14 protein-coding genes are annotated in these 18,423 nt (G+C 60.1%); 3 read left to right on the top strand and 11 right to left on the bottom strand.

Annotated elements, in window-relative coordinates:
* Nucleotides 1-15 precede the first annotated feature (15 nt).
* The 4 genes from EJA72_RS11715 to ppsA form a co-directional block, all read right to left on the bottom strand.
* The gene (locus EJA72_RS11715) at nt 16-1,011 is read right to left on the bottom strand and encodes a zinc transporter ZntB (protein WP_157711600.1); all 996 of its coding nucleotides are present in this window, start codon (nt 1,009-1,011) and stop codon (nt 16-18) included.
* A 27-nt stretch (nt 1,012-1,038) separates the two neighbouring features.
* Nucleotides 1,039-1,530: a ribonuclease E activity regulator RraA gene (gene rraA, locus EJA72_RS11710; protein ID WP_157711599.1), complete on the bottom strand. Its 492-nt coding sequence runs from the start codon at nt 1,528-1,530 to the stop codon at nt 1,039-1,041.
* Nucleotides 1,531-1,652: 122 nt separating this feature from the next.
* Nucleotides 1,653-2,642 (bottom strand): alpha/beta fold hydrolase, encoded by a 990-nt coding sequence (locus EJA72_RS11705; protein WP_157711598.1) that lies wholly within the window; start codon nt 2,640-2,642, stop codon nt 1,653-1,655.
* Between the two features lie 248 nt (nt 2,643-2,890).
* On the bottom strand, nt 2,891-5,266 hold the full coding sequence (gene ppsA / locus EJA72_RS11700) for a phosphoenolpyruvate synthase (protein WP_157711597.1): 2,376 nt from the start codon (nt 5,264-5,266) through the stop codon (nt 2,891-2,893).
* Nucleotides 5,267-5,440: 174 nt separating this feature from the next.
* On the opposite strand from ppsA, the gene EJA72_RS11695 reads away from it, so the two are divergent.
* Nucleotides 5,441-6,259 carry a pyruvate, water dikinase regulatory protein gene (locus EJA72_RS11695; RefSeq protein WP_157711596.1) on the top strand — a complete coding sequence of 273 codons (819 nt, stop codon included), beginning with the start codon at nt 5,441-5,443 and terminating at the stop codon, nt 6,257-6,259.
* A 138-nt stretch (nt 6,260-6,397) separates the two neighbouring features.
* On the opposite strand, the gene EJA72_RS11690 is transcribed toward EJA72_RS11695, so the two are convergent.
* The gene (locus tag EJA72_RS11690; RefSeq protein ID WP_157711595.1) at nt 6,398-7,807 is read right to left on the bottom strand and encodes a PLP-dependent aminotransferase family protein; all 1,410 of its coding nucleotides are present in this window, start codon (nt 7,805-7,807) and stop codon (nt 6,398-6,400) included.
* Nucleotides 7,808-7,900: 93 nt separating this feature from the next.
* Here EJA72_RS11690 and EJA72_RS11685 point away from each other — a divergent pair, with 93 nt between their 5' ends.
* On the top strand, nt 7,901-8,833 hold the full coding sequence (locus tag EJA72_RS11685) for a DMT family transporter (protein WP_157711594.1): 933 nt from the start codon (nt 7,901-7,903) through the stop codon (nt 8,831-8,833).
* A 132-nt stretch (nt 8,834-8,965) separates the two neighbouring features.
* On the opposite strand, the gene prpD is transcribed toward EJA72_RS11685, so the two are convergent.
* The 6 genes from prpD to EJA72_RS11655 form a co-directional block, all read right to left on the bottom strand.
* On the bottom strand, nt 8,966-10,450 hold the full coding sequence (gene prpD, locus EJA72_RS11680; RefSeq protein WP_157711593.1) for a 2-methylcitrate dehydratase: 1,485 nt from the start codon (nt 10,448-10,450) through the stop codon (nt 8,966-8,968).
* Nucleotides 10,451-10,663: 213 nt separating this feature from the next.
* Entirely contained in the window at nt 10,664-11,854 is a 1,191-nt protein-coding gene (gene prpF / locus EJA72_RS11675) for a 2-methylaconitate cis-trans isomerase PrpF (protein ID WP_157711592.1), read from the bottom strand.
* Nucleotides 11,855-11,910: 56 nt separating this feature from the next.
* Nucleotides 11,911-14,505 (bottom strand): Fe/S-dependent 2-methylisocitrate dehydratase AcnD, encoded by a 2,595-nt coding sequence (acnD, locus tag EJA72_RS11670; protein ID WP_157711591.1) that lies wholly within the window; start codon nt 14,503-14,505, stop codon nt 11,911-11,913.
* Between the two features lie 188 nt (nt 14,506-14,693).
* Entirely contained in the window at nt 14,694-15,821 is a 1,128-nt protein-coding gene (prpC, locus tag EJA72_RS11665) for a 2-methylcitrate synthase (RefSeq protein WP_157711590.1), read from the bottom strand.
* A 153-nt stretch (nt 15,822-15,974) separates the two neighbouring features.
* The gene (gene prpB, locus EJA72_RS11660; RefSeq protein ID WP_157711589.1) at nt 15,975-16,865 is read right to left on the bottom strand and encodes a methylisocitrate lyase; all 891 of its coding nucleotides are present in this window, start codon (nt 16,863-16,865) and stop codon (nt 15,975-15,977) included.
* Nucleotides 16,862-17,584: a GntR family transcriptional regulator gene (locus EJA72_RS11655; protein ID WP_157711588.1), complete on the bottom strand. Its 723-nt coding sequence runs from the start codon at nt 17,582-17,584 to the stop codon at nt 16,862-16,864. The genes prpB and EJA72_RS11655 overlap by 4 nt, the downstream gene beginning before the upstream one ends.
* 299 nt (nt 17,585-17,883) lie before the next feature.
* Between EJA72_RS11655 and EJA72_RS11650 the strand changes: the two genes are divergently transcribed.
* Nucleotides 17,884-18,420: an ATP-dependent zinc protease gene (locus EJA72_RS11650; RefSeq protein ID WP_157711587.1), complete on the top strand. Its 537-nt coding sequence runs from the start codon at nt 17,884-17,886 to the stop codon at nt 18,418-18,420.
* The last annotated feature ends 3 nt before the right edge of the window (nt 18,421-18,423 follow it).

The following is an 18,423-nucleotide window of genomic DNA, read 5'->3' as shown; positions in this document are numbered from 1 at the left end:
TCACATGACGCAAGGTCAGACCCAGCGCAAACGTCGAAATAACCACCACTGCCCGAGCGCCACCGAGACCATCATCAGGCACGCAATCAGGAAGCCATAAGGGCTGGCAGAGAATGGAATCCCCCCGACATTGATCCCCAAAAGACCGGTCAGAAAACTCATCGGCAAAAAGATCCCGGTGATGATTCCGAAGCGGTACATCGTGCGATTCATGCGCACGCTCAAACGTCTGTCTTCTGCCTCGAGGACCAGCCCCACCCGCTCCCGGGTCAATTCCAGCTCCTCGAGATAACGGGTCAGGCTGTTGTTCAATTCGTTCCAGTAATCGCCATCGTCATCGACAAACCACGGCAGTTTTATCCGTGTCAGCTGGCCGAAAATCTCCCGCTGCGGAGCGAGAAACCGCTTCAACGCAGCCGCGCGACGACGGATCTGCAAAATGGCGCCGTGCTCCGGTGTGTACCGTTCGTCGGCATCCAGTTTTTCTTCTTCCTCATCGACCACATCCGAGAGGCAACTGACCAGATCCTGCACTTTGTTGGTGAGGTACTGCGCCATATAGAGGACGAGTTCAGAAGCGGTTTTCGGCCCTTTTCCGTCCGCCAGCTGCACCAGCAATTCATCGGTGGCGCGCAGTGGACGCAAACGCAGTGAAATGACCCGCTGCGCCGAAGCGAAGATCCGCACCGACACCATGTCTTCCGGCTCGGCTCCCGGATTCAGATTGACCCCACGCAAAAATAGCAGCAGTTCGCTGTCTGTCAGCTGTAAAAGTCGCGGACGGGTGTTTTCTTCAAGCAGAAGGTCGCAGCTGAATTCACTCAAGCCGCTGGATTTACGCAACCATGTCTGGGTTTGAGGATGACTGCGATCCCAGTGCAGCCACAGGCTTTCATGCGCCTGCAGCTGCAAGTCATCGAGTTCAGTCCGGGCTATCGAACGCGCGCCGCCTTTACCATCCAGCACCAGGGCATGCACCAGCCCCCACTGCGCGTTTTCTTCCTCGAACATCCTCACCCCTTCGGTTGTTTCGACGCTTTATTCAGGCATCTTCAGCGGGCTAGGCGAAATAATCACGCCATTGTTGTCCGCGTAGATGAAGTGGCCCGGATGGAACGTGACGCCGGCAAAGGTCACCGCAACGTTCAGGTCGCCAATGCCGCGCTTGTCGGTTTTCATCGGATGACTGGCCAGGGCCTGGACCCCCAGATCGGTTTGCGCAATGACGTCGACGTCGCGGATGCAGCCGTAGATCACCAGCCCTTCCCAGCCGTTTTTCGCGGCTTTCTCGGCCAGCATGTCGCCCAGCAGCGCGCGGCGCAGGGAACCGCCGCCGTCGACAACCAGCACCTTGCCGTTGCCTTTGAGCTCGACCTGATCCTTGACCAGCGAATTGTCTTCGAAGCACTTGATGGTCACGATTTCGCCGCCAAACGAATCACGGCCGCCAAAATTGCTGAACATCGGTTCCAGCACCTGCACCAGTTCCGGATAGGCGTCGCACAGGTCAGGCGTGAGGTAATGATTCATCGAGAAACTCCTGTAAAAGCTGAAGACAATCGAGGATGTCGCAAAGTGACCGAAAAAGCTCAATGCGTCATATCTTAGCCGCAAGCCGATCAGAGCGAAATGCCCTTGATAGAGCGTCAGGCTCAGATTGCCGTGGCCAAATCCGGTTTGTCACCGAGCAATGGCGTCTGCTGATCCGTTAGCCAGCGGGCCACCAACGGCCAGACCTCTGCCTGCGCAGCTTTGCTGACCAGCATTTCCACATGACCAAAATTGTCGCCGAAGCCCTGCTCGCGGCCAAGGTTGATGAATTGCTTGATCGGCGAACCAATATGGTCGAACAACTTTTGGCAGGCCCACGCCGGGTCCTGATGATCGCCGGCGGCCGTCACGGCCAGGACCGGCAGCTGCACGTCAGCCAATCCGGACCACCAATCCTTGTCGGCATCGCCAAAACGCCCGAACAGCCCGTACCAGCGCATGCTTTCCAGGGCCAGGCCAATCGGCTCGTCCTCCGGGCCGCGCTTGAGCCGTGAACCGGACAGCTGGGCAAAACGCTTGAGAATGAAGCGCCCACCCCACTCCACCGGCGGAATCTTCAGCGGCCAGTAGGTGCGGCTGACTTGCGTACCGAAAAACGCCGCAGACGCCACGACCGGTTCGCCGATGTATTCGCCGCCCAATGCCGCCGCCAGGGTAATGCCGCCCAGCGAATGACCGATCCAGTGCGGGATCTGGCCGCTTTGCTCACGCACGAACGCGCCAATGGCCGGCAGGTCATAACGAGCGTAGTCGGCGACTCGGTTCTTGCGATAGTTCTGGTTGCGCTGGGACAGGCCGTGGCCGCGCATTTCCGGGATCCACACATCGAATCCCAGGCGTGTCAGGTAAGCCCCCAGGCCCAAGCCTTTCGGGGAAAACCAGAACCGGCGATTGGAAAAGCTGCCATGCAGCAAAATCACCGGAACGCCCCGCGCATCGGAGCCGTCCGCCATGCCCAAGCGGGTCACTGCCAGTTCGACAGTGCCGTCGGGACTGTTACCGGGTTTCAATCGGTACACGTCTTCGCTCAGATCGCCACGCCGTTCGGCGCTGATCAGGGCGACAGGAAATAGGTTGCTGCTGCTTTGCATAATGCTCTTGCACAAAAAAGGGCGGCGTCCAGAGGAGCCCGCCCTACTTGAATCTCTAAAAACGCCGATCGGTGACTGTGATATCAATCACCGTAGGAGCGAGCTTGTCTCCGGGCAGCGTACCGACGATGGACTTCAGGACACCGCGTTTAACCAGCAAACACGCGTTATCGTTAGCGATCATCGCGAGCAAGCTCGCTCCTACAGTGACGTCACAACATCAGTGACCGGCCCTTTCTCTCACAGGATCAAGCCGAGGCTTGACCTTCCGCCAGGAAGAACCAGGTTTCCAGGACGGAATCGGGGTTCAACGAAACGCTTTCGATGCCCTGCTCCATCAGCCACTTGGCCAGATCAGGGTGGTCGGAAGGGCCCTGACCGCAGATGCCGATGTACTTGCCCGCCTTGTTGCACGCGGCAATGGCGTTCGCCAGCAACTTCTTGACCGCCGGATTACGCTCGTCGAACAAGTGAGCGATGATCCCGGAGTCACGGTCCAGGCCCAGCGTCAGCTGAGTCAGGTCGTTGGAGCCGATGGAGAAGCCGTCGAAGAACTCGAGGAATTCTTCGGCCAGAATCGCGTTGGAGGGCAGTTCGCACATCATGATGATGCGCAGACCGTTCTCGCCGCGGGCCAGGCCATTTTCGGCCAGCAGATCGATCACCTGGCTCGCTTCGCCCAGGGTGCGGACGAACGGCACCATGATTTCAACGTTGGTCAGGCCCATCTCGTTGCGCACGCGCTTGAGGGCGCGGCATTCGAGTTCGAAGCAGTCACGGAACGATTCGCTGATGTAACGCGAAGCGCCACGGAAGCCCAGCATCGGGTTTTCTTCTTCCGGCTCGTACAGTTTGCCGCCGATCAGGTTCGCGTATTCGTTGGACTTGAAGTCCGACAGACGCACGATGACCTTTTTCGGAGTGAACGCGGCGGCCAGGGTGCTGATGCCCTCGACCAGTTTATCGACGTAGAAGTCGACCGGATCGCTGTAGCCGGCGATGCGTTTGTCGACGCTGTCCTTGATGTCCTGTGGCAGGCCGTCGTAGTTCAACAGCGCTTTCGGGTGAACACCGATCATGCGGTTGATGATGAATTCCAGACGGGCCAGGCCCACACCGGCGTTCGGCAATTGCGCGAAGTCGAAGGCGCGGTCCGGGTTGCCGACGTTCATCATGATCTTGAACGGCAGATCAGGCATGGCGTCCACGGAGTTTTTCTTGATGTCGAAGCCCAGTTCGCCTTCGAAGATGTAGCCGGTATCGCCTTCCGCGCAGGAAACGGTCACGCCTTGGCCGTCTTTCAACAGCTGGGTGGCGTTGCCGCAACCAACCACGGCCGGGATGCCCAGCTCACGGGCGATGATCGCCGCGTGGCAAGTACGGCCGCCACGGTTGGTGACGATGGCGCTGGCGCGTTTCATGACCGGTTCCCAGTCCGGGTCGGTCATGTCGGAGACCAGCACATCGCCTGGCTGGACTTTGTCCATCTCGGACACGTCCTTGATGATGCGGACCTTGCCGGCGCCGATGCGCTGGCCGATGGCGCGACCTTCAACCAGCACGGTGCCGGTTTCTTTCAACAGGTAACGTTCCATGACGTTGGCCTGGGTGCGGCTCTTCACGGTTTCAGGACGGGCCTGAACGATGTAGAGCTTGCCGTCGTCGCCATCTTTGGCCCATTCGATGTCCATCGGGCACTGGTAGTGCTTCTCGATGATCATCGCTTGCTTGGCCAGTTCGCTGACTTCAGCGTCAGTCAGGCAGAAACGTGCGCGATCAGCCTTGTCGACGTCGATGGTCTTGACCGATTTGCCGGCCGTGGCGACTTCGCCGTAGATCATCTTGATGGCCTTGCTGCCCAGGTTGCGACGCAGGATCGCCGGGCGACCGGCCGCCAGCGTGCCTTTGTGGACGTAGAACTCATCCGGGTTCACCGCGCCTTGTACGACGGTTTCACCCAGGCCGTAGGCGCCGGTGATGAACACCACGTCACGGAAGCCTGATTCGGTATCGAGGGTGAACATCACGCCGGCAGTGCCGGTTTCGGAGCGGACCATGCGCTGTACGCCGGCCGACAGGGCTACCAACTTGTGGTCGAAGCCCTGGTGCACGCGATAGGAAATCGCGCGATCGTTGAATAGGGATGCAAAGACTTCCTTGGCGGCGCGAATGACGTTTTCGACACCACGGATGTTCAGGAAGGTTTCCTGCTGACCGGCGAACGAAGCGTCCGGCAAGTCTTCGGCCGTAGCGGAAGAGCGCACGGCCACGGCCATGTCAGGGTTGCCGGCCGACAGCGTGGCGAACGCGGTGCGGATCTCGGCGTTGAGTTTCTCGGGGAACTCGGCTTCCATGATCCACGAACGGATCTGGGCGCCGGTCTTGGCCAGGGCATTCACGTCGTCGACGTCCAGGGCATCGAGGGCTTCGTGAATCTGTTGATTCAAGCCGCTCAGTTCCAGGAAATCACGATAAGCCTGAGCGGTCGTGGCGAAGCCACCGGGCACCGATACACCGGCACCTGCCAGGTTACTGATCATCTCGCCCAGGGATGCGTTCTTGCCCCCCACATGCTCAACATCGTGTTTGCCGAGCTTATCGAGGGAAACTACGTACTCTACCAAGGTGATCTCTCCACTAACTGTGTTGGAAAAGCTCAGAAGCCGGCTGCTCTTGGGAGCGTTTGCCAGCTGTATGGCCTGGACCTGGAAAATAAGTGAGAATGCGGGCCATTGGCGGCCGGCAAATCGCGCCTATCATATCCAAGAATCGTCACGAGCTTAAGGCCCAAGGTGCAAATGAAACGATCTGCTTTCTTTATTTCCGACGGCACGGGCATCACAGCCGAAACCCTGGGTCAAAGCCTCTTGGCGCAGTTCGAAAACATTACCTTCAGCAAATTCACGCGACCGTACATCGACAACGCGGATAAAGCGCGCGCAATGGTACAACAAATCAACAAAGCCGCCGAAACCGACGGCTGCAGGCCGATCATCTTCGACACCATCGTCAACCAGGACATTCGTGAGATCCTCGCAACGTCCAATGGTTTCATGATCGACATTTTCTCGACTTTCCTGGCGCCGCTCGAACAGGAATTGACCGAGCATTCTTCCTACACCGTCGGCAAGTCCCATTCCATTGGTGCCAACACCAATTACATGGAGCGCATCGAAGCGGTGAACTTTGCCCTCGACAACGACGACGGTGCCCGCACGCACTATTACGACAAGGCCGACCTGATCCTGGTCGGCGTGTCGCGATGCGGCAAGACCCCGACCTGCCTGTACATGGCCATGCAATTCGGCATTCGTGCCGCCAACTATCCGCTGACCGAAGATGACATGGAGCGCTTGACGCTGCCGAGCGCCCTGCGCGCCCACCAGCACAAGCTGTTCGGCCTGACCATCGACCCGGACCGCCTCACCGCGATCCGCAACGAGCGCAAACCCAACAGCCGCTATTCGAGCTATGCGCAGTGCGAGTTCGAAGTGCGCGAAGTGGAGAATCTGTTCCGCCGCGAGAACATCCCGCACATCAATTCCACGCATTTTTCGGTGGAAGAGATTTCGGCGAAGATCCTGGTGGAGAAAGGGGTCGAGCGGCGGTTCAAGTAGTTCTTCTAGCGCCTGTCAGGCCGCCATCGCGAGCAGGCTCGCTCCCACATTTGATCTCCAGCGAACACAAATCCTGTGTACGACAACGATCCAATGTGGGAGTGAGCCGGCTCCGGGCGGCGTTCCGACGATGAACGATTACTCGGTCTCAGCCAGTGCCCCCGCCAGCGCATCAAACCCCCGCAACAACATCCCGTCATCCCCCGCAGAATTACACACACTCGCCCGAATAAACTGCGGCACCGCCCCATGCCCGACCGCAAACATTTCCGCAGTAGCGACCCGATAATTCTTCTCCTTGAGCTCCGCCTCAATCTGCGACGCCCGCCACGGCTCTGGGACTTCGATCCAGAAGTGCGGGCTATGGGGATGGGTTTTGTACGCCAACCCCTCCAGCAGACCACTGACCAACACCTTGCGCCGACCGATTTCAGCAATCTGCTGAGCCAGCAACTGCTCTGCAATCCCGTGTTCGATCCAATGGCTCGCCACTTCCATCGTCAGCGGGCTGGCCATCCAGCACGTCCCGCGCACCGCTGCGCTCAAGCGTCCGATCAACGGCTGCGGCGCGTGCAGGTACCCGATCCGCAATCCGGCCGATACCGCTTTGCTCAGGCTACCGATCAACACCGAACGCTCCGGCGCGAAATGGCTCAAGGGTAATGGTCGCTGTTGCGCCAATACCGCGTGGGCTTCATCTTCGATAATCAACAGATTGTGCTGTCGACAGACCTCTGCAATGGCCTCACGTCGTGGGACGGACATCACGGCCGCCGTAGGATTCTGGATCGTCGGCGTGCAATACAGCGCCGTGACACGATGATGGCGGCACACTTCCGACAGAGCGTCAGGCAAAAGCCCTTCATCATCCATGCCGACGCCGATCAGTTTTATCCCCAGCATCCGTGCGACGCTGATCAAACCCGGGTAGGTCAGGTGCTCCGTCAGCAGGGTGTCGCCCGCCTTCAACAGTGCCATCAAGGCACACAACAAGCCGTGTTGGCCGCCGTTCACGCAGACGATCTGTTCGGCCTTTGGAACAAATTCGTGGTGCCGAAGCCAGTACGCGCCGGCGGCACGGTAGCGCAGCAATCCAGCCTCGGCGACGTAGCCTCTGATGGACTGCAACGCCTCTGGATCAAGGGCCAGCGCCTGTAGGGACTGACTCAAAAACAGCGCTTCCTGCCCCGGAATCGGTTGATTACGGCTCATGTCGAAAAACGGCTGCGGCTCGTCGCTGACGTTGCGAAAGCCAACATCCCGCGGCCGCTCCATCCCGCGCTGACGCACGTAGGTGCCGTCTCCTACGCGGGCGACGACCAACCCCACACGTTCGAGCTCTCCGTACGCACGACTGATGGTGCCGATGGTGACGCCCAGACTGTCTGCCAACAATCGATGCGGTGGCAGCTTGCAGCCCGGCTCGATGAGACCTTCAGCGATCCCTTTCTCGACCGCGTCGGCCAGGCGTTTGTATTTCACCCCAACGCCGTTGGCGAGGCCGTCGCGCAGGATTGACACCATGGCAATACTTACTTTGACAGTCATTCGCGCCCCGAATAGCGTGCTGAAAACAGGTGCAATCAGGGATAGACCTTTTGCAGAAGAAGGTCAATTCCGATGACAAACAGGAATAAGACCATGCCCAGCGCTCTCAGTACGACTTCGAACCCTGCAAACTCCTGGTTCCCCGCCTTGGTCACCAGCGTGCTGTTCCTGATCGTGTGCCTGAGCTGGGGCACGACCTGGCTGGGCATCAAGATCGCCGTTGAAACCGTGCCGCCGCTGACCGCTGCCGGCCTGCGGTTCCTGATCGCCTTTCCGTTGTTTTTGAGTTTTGCGCTTCTACGTCGCGAGCCCCTGTTGTTTCCAAAACAGAGCCGCTGGTTTTTCGTGTTCGTCACGCTGTCGTATTTCAGCCTGCCCTACTACTTGCTCAACTACGGCGAGCTGCACGTTTCATCCGGCCTGACCGCCCTGCTCTTCAGCTGCATGCCGGTGTTCATCCTGCTGTTCAGCGCGCTGTTTCTGCGGGAGAAAATCTACCCGTCACAAGGGCTCGGCATCGCCATCGGCTTTGGCAGCCTGTTCATGATTATCCGCAGCCAAGGGTTGCACCTGGATCATGCCGAGTTGTTTGGCGTGTTGGCGATTCTCTGCGCGGCGGTGATGCATGCGCTGTGTTACGTGGTGACCAAAAAACATGGCAGTGCGATCAGCGTGATCACCTACAACACCCTGCCGATCGGCATCGCCGGGCTGATGTTGTTTATTGCGGGGTTGAACGTTGAAGCGCCAGTGTTCGATGCAATCAGCCTGCGTTCCTGGGGCGCCCTGTTCTATCTGGGGTTGGTGGCGTCGGTGGGCGGGTTTATCGTTTATTTCCTGTTGCTCAAGCGGTTGAGTCCGATCATTTTGTCGTTCGTGTTCATCATTTTCCCGGTGTTCGCGGTGGTGATTGGCGCGTGGTACGAGGGGCAAAGTCTTTCACGGGAGTTGATGGTGTATTCGGCAACGTTGCTGGCCGGGTTTGCGATCACCAAATTGCCGCTGGAGAAATGGTCTAAAGCCTGAACACGATGCCCTTTGTAGGAGCTGGCTTGCCAGCGATGCACTCAAGAGCGCCGCGCCCATCCAGCAGGCGCGCGTTATCGTTGACGACCATCGCTGGCAAGCCAGCTCCTACAGGGGTTTGTGTAAGCCTGGTCAGATGACGAACAGGTCCACGAAGCGGTTGACCGGTGTTGCCTCAAGCGCTGCCTGATCCTTGCACAACGCAAAAATCTCGGCGCTGCGCTGCGCCGTGAAACGGGTCGCGAGGTTGGCCTTGAACTTGTCTTCCAGCAACGGGATACCGTCGGCGCGGCGGCGGCGATGGCCGATTGGATATTCCACCACCACCTTCCCGGTGCTGGAGCCGTCCTTGAAAAACACCTGGATCGCGTTGGCGATGGAGCGCTTATCCGCTTCCAGGTATTCACGGGTGTACTGCGGGTCTTCGACGATGACCATTTTGTCGCGCAGCACGTCGATGATCGGGTGCGCGGCGTGGAAGTCGTCTTCGTACTGCTCGGCCACCAGAGTGCCGAAGGCCAACGGCACGGCGGTCATGTATTGAATGCAGTGGTCGCGATCCGCCGCGTTGGCCAGCGGGCCGACCTTGGAAATGATGCGGATCGCCGACTCGTGGGTGGTGATGACAATCTTGTCGATCTCGTGCAGCCGATTCTTCACCTGAGGATGCAATGTCACGGCCGCCTCGCAGGCGGTTTGCGCGTGGAATTCGGCCGGGAAGCTGATTTTGAACAGCACGTTTTCCATCACATACGTGCCGTAGGGCCGCGAGAAGCTGAAGGCACGTTTGTCTTCGGGCTTGAGCGCCAGGTCGTTGTTGGTGTGACTGAACAGCACGTCGTAAAAACCCCACTGCCGCGCCGTCAGCACACCGGGAATGCCCATCTCGCCGCGCATCGCGATGTCGGCCAGGCGCACGCCACGGCTGGATGCATCACCCGCCGCCCAGGATTTGCGCGACCCGGCGTTCGGCGCATGCCGGTACGTGCGCAGCGCCTGACCATCGGCAAAGGCGTGGGACAACGCCGACAACAGTTGCTCGCGATTGGCCCCCATCAGTTTGGCGGTCACGGCCGTGGAAGCGACTTTCACCAGTAAGACATGATCAAGACCTACGCGGTTGAAGGAGTTTTCCAGGGCGATCACGCCTTGTATCTCGTGAGCCATGATCATGGCTTCCAGTACGGTGCGAACGGTCAGCGGTGTGTCGCCATTGGCCAGGCGTTTTTGCGACAGGTGATCGGCCACGGCAAGAATGCCGCCGAGGTTGTCGGAGGGATGCCCCCATTCGGCAGCGAGCCAGGTGTCGTTGTAGTCGAGCCAGCGCACGATGCAACCGATGTCCCATGCGGCTTTGACCGGGTCGAGTCGGTAGCTGGTGCCCGGCACGCGCGCGCCGAAAGGGACGACCGTGCCTTCGACGACGGGGCCAAGGTGTTTGGTGCATTCGGGAAAACGCAGCGCCAGCAGGCCGCAGCCCAACGTATCGATCAGGCAGTTGCGGGCGGTGTCGAGGGCTTCGACAGACTGGATTTTGAAGTTCAGGACGTAATCGGCAATGTCCTGCAGGACGCTGTCGTAGTCGGGGCGGTTGTTGAGGTCGACGTTGGCGCTCATGTTCGATTCACTCTGGAAGTGGTTCGTTGATGGGACCTCGGTTCAGGTTAAATCTCAGTCAGTGACAAATTTCTTGTTTTGGCAATGCAATTAACTATAGGAGTGAGCCTGCTCGCGATGACTGAATCACATCCGATACTGATGTCGACTGACCCACCGCTATCGCGAGCAGGCTCACTCCCACAGGGTATTGTGTTTATCTCGGGATCCGGGTCAGAAGGAGTCACCCGGCACGCGGACGAAGCCTTCCATCAACACCCGCGCACTGCGGCTCATGATCGCTTTGTTCACGGTCCATTCGCCGTTGACCTGACTGGCTTCGGCGCCTACGCGCAAGGTGCCGGACGGATGCCCGAAGCGCACCGCGTTGCGTTCGATGCCGCCCGCGGCGAGGTTGACCAGCGTGCCAGAGATCGCGGCGGCCGTGCCGATCGCCACCGCGGCGGTGCCCATCATCGCGTGGTGCAACTTGCCCATCGACAGCGCGCGCACCAGCAGGTCGACATCACCCGCCGCAATCGCCTTGCCGCTCGACGCAACGTAAGCCGCCGGCTTGGCCACGAACGCCACTTTTGGCGTGTGCTGACGCTTGGCCGCTTCGTCCAGGTTCGAAATCAGCCCCATGCGCAAGGCGCCGTAGGCACGAATGGTCTCGAACATTGCCAAGGCTTTCGGATCGCCGTTGATCGCGCCTTGCAATTCGGTGCCGGTGTAACCGATGTCTTCGGCATTGACGAAAATGGTCGGGATACCGGCGTTGATCATGGTCGCCTTGAAGGTCCCGACGCCGGGTACTTCGAGGTCGTCCACGAGGTTGCCAGTGGGGAACATCGAACCACCGCCGCCCTCTTCTTCCGCCGCCGGGTCCATGAATTCGACCTGCACTTCGGCGGCCGGAAAGGTCACGCCGTCGAGCTCGAAATCACCGGTTTCCTGCACTTCGCCGTTGGTGATCGGCACGTGCGCGATGATGGTCTTGCCGATGTTGGCCTGCCACACCCGAACCACCGCCACGCCATTGTGCGGAATGCGGCTGGCGTCCACCAGGCCATTGCTGATGGCGAACGAACCGACCGCCGCCGACAGGTTGCCGCAGTTGCCGCTCCAGTCGACGAAAGGCTTGTCGATCGACACCTGGCCGAACAGGTAATCGACGTCATGATCGGCCTTGATGCTTTTCGACAGGATCACGGTTTTGCTGGTGCTGGAAGTCGCGCCGCCCATGCCGTCGATTTGCTTGTCGTACGGGTCGGGGCTGCCGATCACGCGCAGCAACAAGGCATCGCGGGCCGGGCCCGGAATCTGAGCCGCTTCGGGCAGGTCTTGCAGGCTGAAGAACACGCCTTTGCTGGTGCCGCCACGCATGTAGGTAGCGGGGATTTTGATTTGCGGTGCGTGAGACATGAATGCTCCTTCAAAACGGACACGGGACTCAAAGTCCCGTGTCTGTGCTGCGTGTGTTAGACGGCAACCGCCGACTCTTCGAGGAAGTCCTGGGCAAAGCGTTGCAACACGCCGCCCGCCTCGTAGATCGACACTTCTTCGGCGGTGTCGAGGCGGCAAGTAACCGGCACTTCGACGCGCTCGCCGTTTTTGCGGTTGATCACCAGCGTCAGTTCGGCACGCGGGGTGCGCTCGCCGATCACGTCGTAGGTTTCGCTGCCGTCGATGGCCAGGGTATGGCGATTGGTGCCCGGTTTGAATTCCAGCGGCAACACGCCCATGCCCACCAGGTTGGTGCGGTGAATGCGCTCGAAGCCTTCGGCCGCAATCGCTTCCACACCCGCAAGGCGCACACCCTTGGCCGCCCAGTCGCGGGACGAACCCTGACCGTAGTCGGCGCCGGCGATGATGATCAGTGGCTGCTTGCGTTCCATGTAGGTTTCGATGGCTTCCCACATGCGCATGACCTGGCCTTCGGGCTCTACGCGAGCCAGCGAACCCTGCTTGACCTTGCCGTTTTCCACAACCATTTCGTTGAACAGTTTCGGGTTGGCGAAGGTGGCGCGCTGCGCGGTCAGGTGGTCGCCACGGTGGGTGGCGTAAGAGTTGAAGTCCTCTTCCGGCAGGCCCATTTTCGCCAGGTATTCGCCGGCGGCGCTGTCGAGCATGATCGCGTTCGATGGCGACAGGTGATCAGTGGTGATGTTGTCCGGCAACACCGCCAACGGGCGCATGCCCTTCAGCGGACGAGCACCGGCCAGCGCGCCTTCCCAGTACGGCGGACGGCGGATGTAGGTGCTCATTTCGCGCCAGTCGTACAGCGGCGTCACTTTCGAGCCGGTGTCTTCGTGGATGGCGAACATCGGGATGTAGACCTGGCGGAACTGCTCCGGCTTAACCGAGGCTTTTACGACCGCGTCGATTTCTTCGTCGCTCGGCCAGATGTCTTTCAGGCGGATTTCCTTGCCATCGACCACGCCCAGCACATCTTTTTCGATGTCGAAACGGATGGTACCGGCGATGGCGTAGGCGACCACCAACGGTGGCGATGCGAGGAACGCGTTCTTGGCGTACGGGTGAATCCGGCCGTCGAAGTTGCGGTTACCGGAGAGCACCGCGGTGGCGTACAGATCGCGGTCGATGATTTCTTGCTGGATCACCGGATCGAGTGCGCCGGACATGCCGTTGCACGTGGTGCAGGCGAAGGCCACGACACCAAAGCCGAGCTGCTCCAGTTCGTCGGTCAGGCCCGCTTCGTCGAGGTACAAGGCAACGGTTTTCGAGCCCGGTGCCAAGGACGATTTGACCCACGGCTTGCGGGTCAGGCCCAGCTTGTTGGCGTTGCGCGCCAGCAGGCCGGCCGCGATCACGTTGCGCGGGTTGCTGGTGTTGGTGCAGCTGGTGATGGCGGCGATGATCACCGCGCCGTCCGGCATCTGGCCCGGCACGTCTTCCCATTTCCCGGAGATGCCTTTCGCTGCCAGATCCGACACTGCCACACGGGCGTGCGGGTTGCTCGGGCCGGCCATGTTGCGCACCACCGAGGACAGGTCGAAGGTCAGGCCGCGCTCGTATTGCGCGCCTTTCAGGCTGTCAGCCCACAGGCCTGTGGTCTTGGCGTAGTTCTCGACCAACTGCACCTGCTCGTCTTCACGGCCGGTGAGTTTGAGGTAGTCGATGGTTTGCTGGTCGATGTAGAACATCGCCGCGGTGGCGCCGTATTCCGGGGCCATGTTGGAAATGGTTGCCCGGTCGCCCAGGGTCAGGGCCGACGCGCCTTCGCCGAAGAACTCCAGCCATGCGCCGACGACTTTTTGTTTGCGCAGGAACTCGGTCAGCGCCAGCACCATGTCGGTGGCGGTGATGCCGGGTTGCAGCTTGCCGGTTAGTTCGACGCCGATGCTTTCTGGCAGACGCATCCACGAGGCACGGCCGAGCATCACGCTTTCCGCTTCCAGGCCACCGACGCCAATGGCGATCACGCCCAGCGCATCGACGTGCGGAGTGTGGCTGTCGGTGCCGACGCAGGTATCGGGGAATGCGACGCCGTCACGCACCTGGATCACCGGAGACATTTTCTCCAGGTTGATCTGGTGCATGATGCCGTTGCCCGGCGGGATCACGTCGACGTTCTTGAACGCCTTTTTGGTCCAGTTGATGAAGTGGAAACGGTCTTCGTTGCGACGGTCTTCGATGGCGCGGTTCTTCTCGAACGCCTCCGGATCGAAGCCACCGCGCTCGACGGCCAGCGAGTGGTCGACGATCAGTTGTGTCGGCACCACCGGGTTCACTTGCGCCGGGTCACCACCTTGCAGGGCGATGGCGTCACGCAGGCCGGCGAGGTCGACCAGCGCGGTCTGGCCAAGAATGTCGTGGCACACGACACGGGCCGGGAACCAGGGGAAATCGAGGTCGCGTTTGCGCTCGATAAACTGCTTCAGGGATTCGGTGAGCGTGGCCGGATCGCAGCGACGCACCAGGTTTTCCGCCAGCACGCGGGAGGTGTATGGCAGGGTGTCATAGGCCCCTGGCTGGATGGCTTCGACCGCCGCGCGGACGTCGAAGTAATCCAGATGGCTGCCGGGCAGCGGTTTGCGGAATTCAGTGTTCATCGTCAGGACTCGGTCACGGTAGTTTCAAAAGGTGGGGCCTGGCACTTGGCTCGAATTCAACCCGATCCCTGTAGGAGCCGAGCTTGCTCGCGATAGCGGTGTAACAGTCGACATCATTGTTGAATGTCAGTCCGTCATCGCGAGCAAGCTCGGCTCCTACAGGTTCCGGGTGATCAGGCCTCCACCATTCAGCGTTGTTCGATTGGCACGAACTTGCGCTGTTCGACGCCGGTGTACTCGGCGCTCGGGCGGATAATGCGGTTGTTGGCGCGTTGTTCGAACACGTGCGCGGCCCAGCCAGTCAGGCGCGAGCAGACGAAAATAGGCGTGAACAACTTGGTCGGGATCCCCATGAAGTGGTACGTCGACGCATGGTAGAAGTCGGCGTTCGGGAACAGTTTTTTCTGTTCCCACATGGTCTTGTCGATGGCTTCGGAAACCGGGAACAACACGGTGTCACCCACTTCTTCAGCGAGTTTTTTCGACCAGCCCTTGATCACTTCATTGCGCGGATCGTTGTCCTTATAGATCGCGTGGCCGAAGCCCATGATCTTGTCCTTGCGCTCGAGCATGCCGAGGGTGCCCTTGATCGCCTCTTCCGGCGAGCTGAAGCGCTCGATCATTTCCATCGCCGCTTCGTTGGCACCACCGTGCAGCGGGCCGCGCAGGGAACCGATGGCGGCCGTGATGCAGGAGAACATGTCCGACAGGGTCGATGCGCACACGCGCGCGGTGAACGTCGAGGCGTTGAACTCGTGCTCTGCGTACAGGATCAGCGACACGTTCATCACTTTGACGTGCAGTTCGCTCGGTTTCTTGCCGTGAAGCAAGTGCAGGAAGTGGCCGCCGATGGACTGCTCGTCGCTCACGCACTCGATGCGCTTGCCTTCGTGGCTGAAGCGATACCAGTAGGTCATGATCGCCGGGAACGCGGCCAGCAGGCGGTCGGTCACGTCGTGCTGCTCGGAGAAGTCTTTCTCCGGTTCGATGTTGCCCAGGAACGAGCAACCGGTGCGCATCACGTCCATCGGGTGGGCGTCGGCGGGGATGCGTTCCAGCACTTCTTTCAGTGCTTGCGGCAGGTCGCGCAGCTTGCTCAGCTTGCTCACGTAAGCGGCGAGCTGTGCCTTTGTCGGCAATTCGCCGTACAGCAGCAGGTAAGCCACTTCTTCGAACTGTGCGTCAGCCGCCAGTTCACGAACGTCGTAGCCGCGATAAGTCAGGCCGGCGCCCGACTGGCCCACGGTGGACAGGGCGGTTTGCCCGGCAACCTGACCACGGAGCCCGGCGCCACTGAGTACTTTTGCTTCGGCCATTGCTGTCTCCAATCTTGAAATTATTTGGGAAACTTCCCTGTAGGAGCGAGCTTGCTCGCGATGGTCGTCAACGATGACGCGGGAAAACTGATACCCCGCGGTGTCTGGTCCACCATCGCGAGCAAGCTCGCTCCTACAGGTACAGGGTGTTCGTTACTTCTTCGCGGCGAACAACGCATCGAGCTTCTGCTCGAAGGTGTGGTAGTCGATGCGATCGTAAAGCTCCATGCGAGTCTGCATGGTGTCGATGACGTTCTGTTGCGTGCCGTCGCGGCGGATGGCGGTGTAGACGTTTTCTGCCGCCTTGTTCATCGCGCGGAAAGCCGACAGCGGGTAAAGCACCAGCGACACATCGGCACCGGCCAGCTGATCGGTGGTGTACAGCGGCGTGGCGCCGAACTCGGTGATGTTGGCCAGGATCGGCGCTTTCACGCGGTTGGCGAACAGCTTGTACATGTCCAGTTCGGTGATGGCTTCCGGGAAAATCATGTCGGCGCCGGCCTCGATGCACGCCGCGGCGCGATCCAGTGCCGACTCCAGGCCTTCCACCGCCAGGGCGTCGGTACGGGCCATGATCACAAAGCTGTCATCGGTGCGCGCATCGACGGCCGCCTTGATGCGATCGACCATTTCCTGCAGCGACACGATTTCTTTATTGGGGCGGTGACCGCAGCGCTTGGCGCCGACCTGGTCTTCGATGTGAATCGCCGCCGCGCCGAACTTGATCATCGACTTGACGGTGCGCGCGACGTTGAACGCCGAGGAACCGAAACCGGTGTCCACGTCCACCAGCAGCGGCAGGTCGCAGACGTCGGTGATGCGGCGCACGTCGGTCAGCACGTCATCCAGGCCGGTGATGCCCAGGTCCGGCACGCCGAGGGAGCCGGCAGCCACCCCGCCACCCGACAGGTAAATCGCCTTGAAACCGGCGCGCTTGGCCAGCAGTGCGTGGTTGGCGTTGATCGCGCCGACCACTTGCAGCGGATGTTCGCTGGCGACCGCATCGCGGAAACGCTGGCCTGGAGTGCTCTTGTTGGAACTCATGACTCACCTCGTTCAGTGGCTGTCGGTTTAGCGCCGTCCTGGTAATGACGGGCAATATTGCGTTTGGAAGCGCCGATGTGGCGGCGCATCAACAACTCGGCCAGTTCACCGTCACGGTCGGCGATGGCATCGAGAATTCGGTGGTGCTCGGCGAAGGCCTGATGCGGACGATTGGGCACACTGGAAAACTGGATGCGGTACATGCGCACCAGTTGATACAGCTCGCCGCACAGCATCTGCGTCAGGGTGCGGTTGCCGCTGCCCTGGATGATCCGGTAATGAAAGTCGAAATCGCCTTCCTGCTGGTAGTAACCGACGCCCGCCTGGAACGCCTCATCGCGCTCGTGGGTTTCGAGGACGCGACGCAGCTCGTCGATTTCTTCGAGGGTCATGCGCTCGGCGGCCAGGCGACAGGCCATGCCTTCAAGCGATTCACGGATTTCATAAAGCTCCAGCAGCTCGGCGTGATTGAGCGACACCACCCGCGCGCCGACGTGCGGTACGCGCACCAGCAAGCGCTGGCCTTCCAGGCGATGGATCGCTTCACGCAGCGGCCCACGGCTGATGCCATAAGTCCGCGCAAGCTCTGGCTCGGAGATTTTGCTGCCCGGGGCGATCTCGCCTTTGACGATGGCCGCCTGAATGCGCCGGAAGACGTTTTCGGAAAGTGTCTCCGAATCGTCCTGGGCTGTAACCGGGGGATCAAGTTGATCCAGCATATTGTCGACACCTTGAAAGCTGATGCCGCAAAAACTAGCGAAAACGGCCGTCACAGTCAAAGGATAATTAGATATTGTCGACAATCTTCTGATCACCGGCTGCACCATAACGAAGCAACCGCTTTATTTATAGCCCCGGGCCAGCGCTGGCGCCATAAAACCACCGTGCTAGAATGCCGCCCGCATTTGTCTGAGACATCTGCACTGCTTGTCATAAATAGCTGATAGGCATACGAGGGAGCTTGCGCAGCGATGCCAGGGCCTTGAATCGAAGTACGGACCGCTGCGCACCAGGATTTATGAGACTCAAGCCCTTCCCCACCTTCCTTTATCTCCTTTGCCTGCCCGGTTTTGCCACGGCAGGGGAAAAGACTGTGTACGGCCTCAATGAGTACGCGTCCCTGGACGGCATTGACCTGGAAGTCGCCGCCAAACTCGACACCGGTGCGAAAACAGCTTCACTGAGTGCTCGTGACATCAAACGCTTCAAACGCAATGGCGAATCCTGGGTGCGCTTTTACCTGGCCATCGACACCGCGCACTCGCACCCGATCGAACGGCCGCTGGCCCGTGTCAGCAAGATCAAGCGCCGGGCCGGCGACTACGATCCGGAAGAAGGCAAAAAGTACACCGCCCGTCCGGTGATCGAGCTCGATATCTGCATGGGTTCGGCTTTACGCAGCATCGAAGTGAACCTGACGGACCGCAGCGCCTTCCAATACCCGCTCCTGATCGGCTCCGAAGCGCTCAAGCGTTTCGATGCGCTGGTCGACCCCAGTCTTAAATACGCTGCTGGCAAACCCGCCTGCGCCACCGACGCTCATACCGCAGAGTAATTC

The sequence above is a fragment of the Pseudomonas sp. PB120 genome (assembly GCF_009761815.1).
Lineage (GTDB): Bacteria > Pseudomonadota > Gammaproteobacteria > Pseudomonadales > Pseudomonadaceae > Aquipseudomonas.
This window is presented reverse-complemented; position numbering and strand designations above follow the sequence as displayed.

Bases quoted from the DNA above. Each gene is read 5' to 3' on its own strand.
- prpD (WP_157711593.1), bottom strand. From the start codon at position 10,450: ATGAGCGCCAACGTCGACCTCAACAACCGCCCCGACTACGACAGCGTC.
- prpB (WP_157711589.1), bottom strand. From the start codon at position 16,865: ATGAGTTCCAACAAGAGCACTCCAGGCCAGCGTTTCCGCGATGCGGTC.
- acnD (WP_157711591.1), bottom strand. From the start codon at position 14,505: ATGAACACTGAATTCCGCAAACCGCTGCCCGGCAGCCATCTGGATTAC.
- EJA72_RS11705 (WP_157711598.1), bottom strand. From the start codon at position 2,642: ATGCAAAGCAGCAGCAACCTATTTCCTGTCGCCCTGATCAGCGCCGAA.
- rraA (WP_157711599.1), bottom strand. From the start codon at position 1,530: ATGAATCATTACCTCACGCCTGACCTGTGCGACGCCTATCCGGAACTG.
- EJA72_RS11655 (WP_157711588.1), bottom strand. From the start codon at position 17,584: ATGCTGGATCAACTTGATCCCCCGGTTACAGCCCAGGACGATTCGGAG.
- EJA72_RS11695 (WP_157711596.1), top strand. From the start codon at position 5,441: ATGAAACGATCTGCTTTCTTTATTTCCGACGGCACGGGCATCACAGCC.
- prpF (WP_157711592.1), bottom strand. From the start codon at position 11,854: ATGTCTCACGCACCGCAAATCAAAATCCCCGCTACCTACATGCGTGGC.
- EJA72_RS11690 (WP_157711595.1), bottom strand. From the start codon at position 7,807: ATGACTGTCAAAGTAAGTATTGCCATGGTGTCAATCCTGCGCGACGGC.
- EJA72_RS11650 (WP_157711587.1), top strand. From the start codon at position 17,884: ATGAGACTCAAGCCCTTCCCCACCTTCCTTTATCTCCTTTGCCTGCCC.
- EJA72_RS11715 (WP_157711600.1), bottom strand. From the start codon at position 1,011: ATGTTCGAGGAAGAAAACGCGCAGTGGGGGCTGGTGCATGCCCTGGTG.
- EJA72_RS11685 (WP_157711594.1), top strand. From the start codon at position 7,901: ATGCCCAGCGCTCTCAGTACGACTTCGAACCCTGCAAACTCCTGGTTC.
- prpC (WP_157711590.1), bottom strand. From the start codon at position 15,821: ATGGCCGAAGCAAAAGTACTCAGTGGCGCCGGGCTCCGTGGTCAGGTT.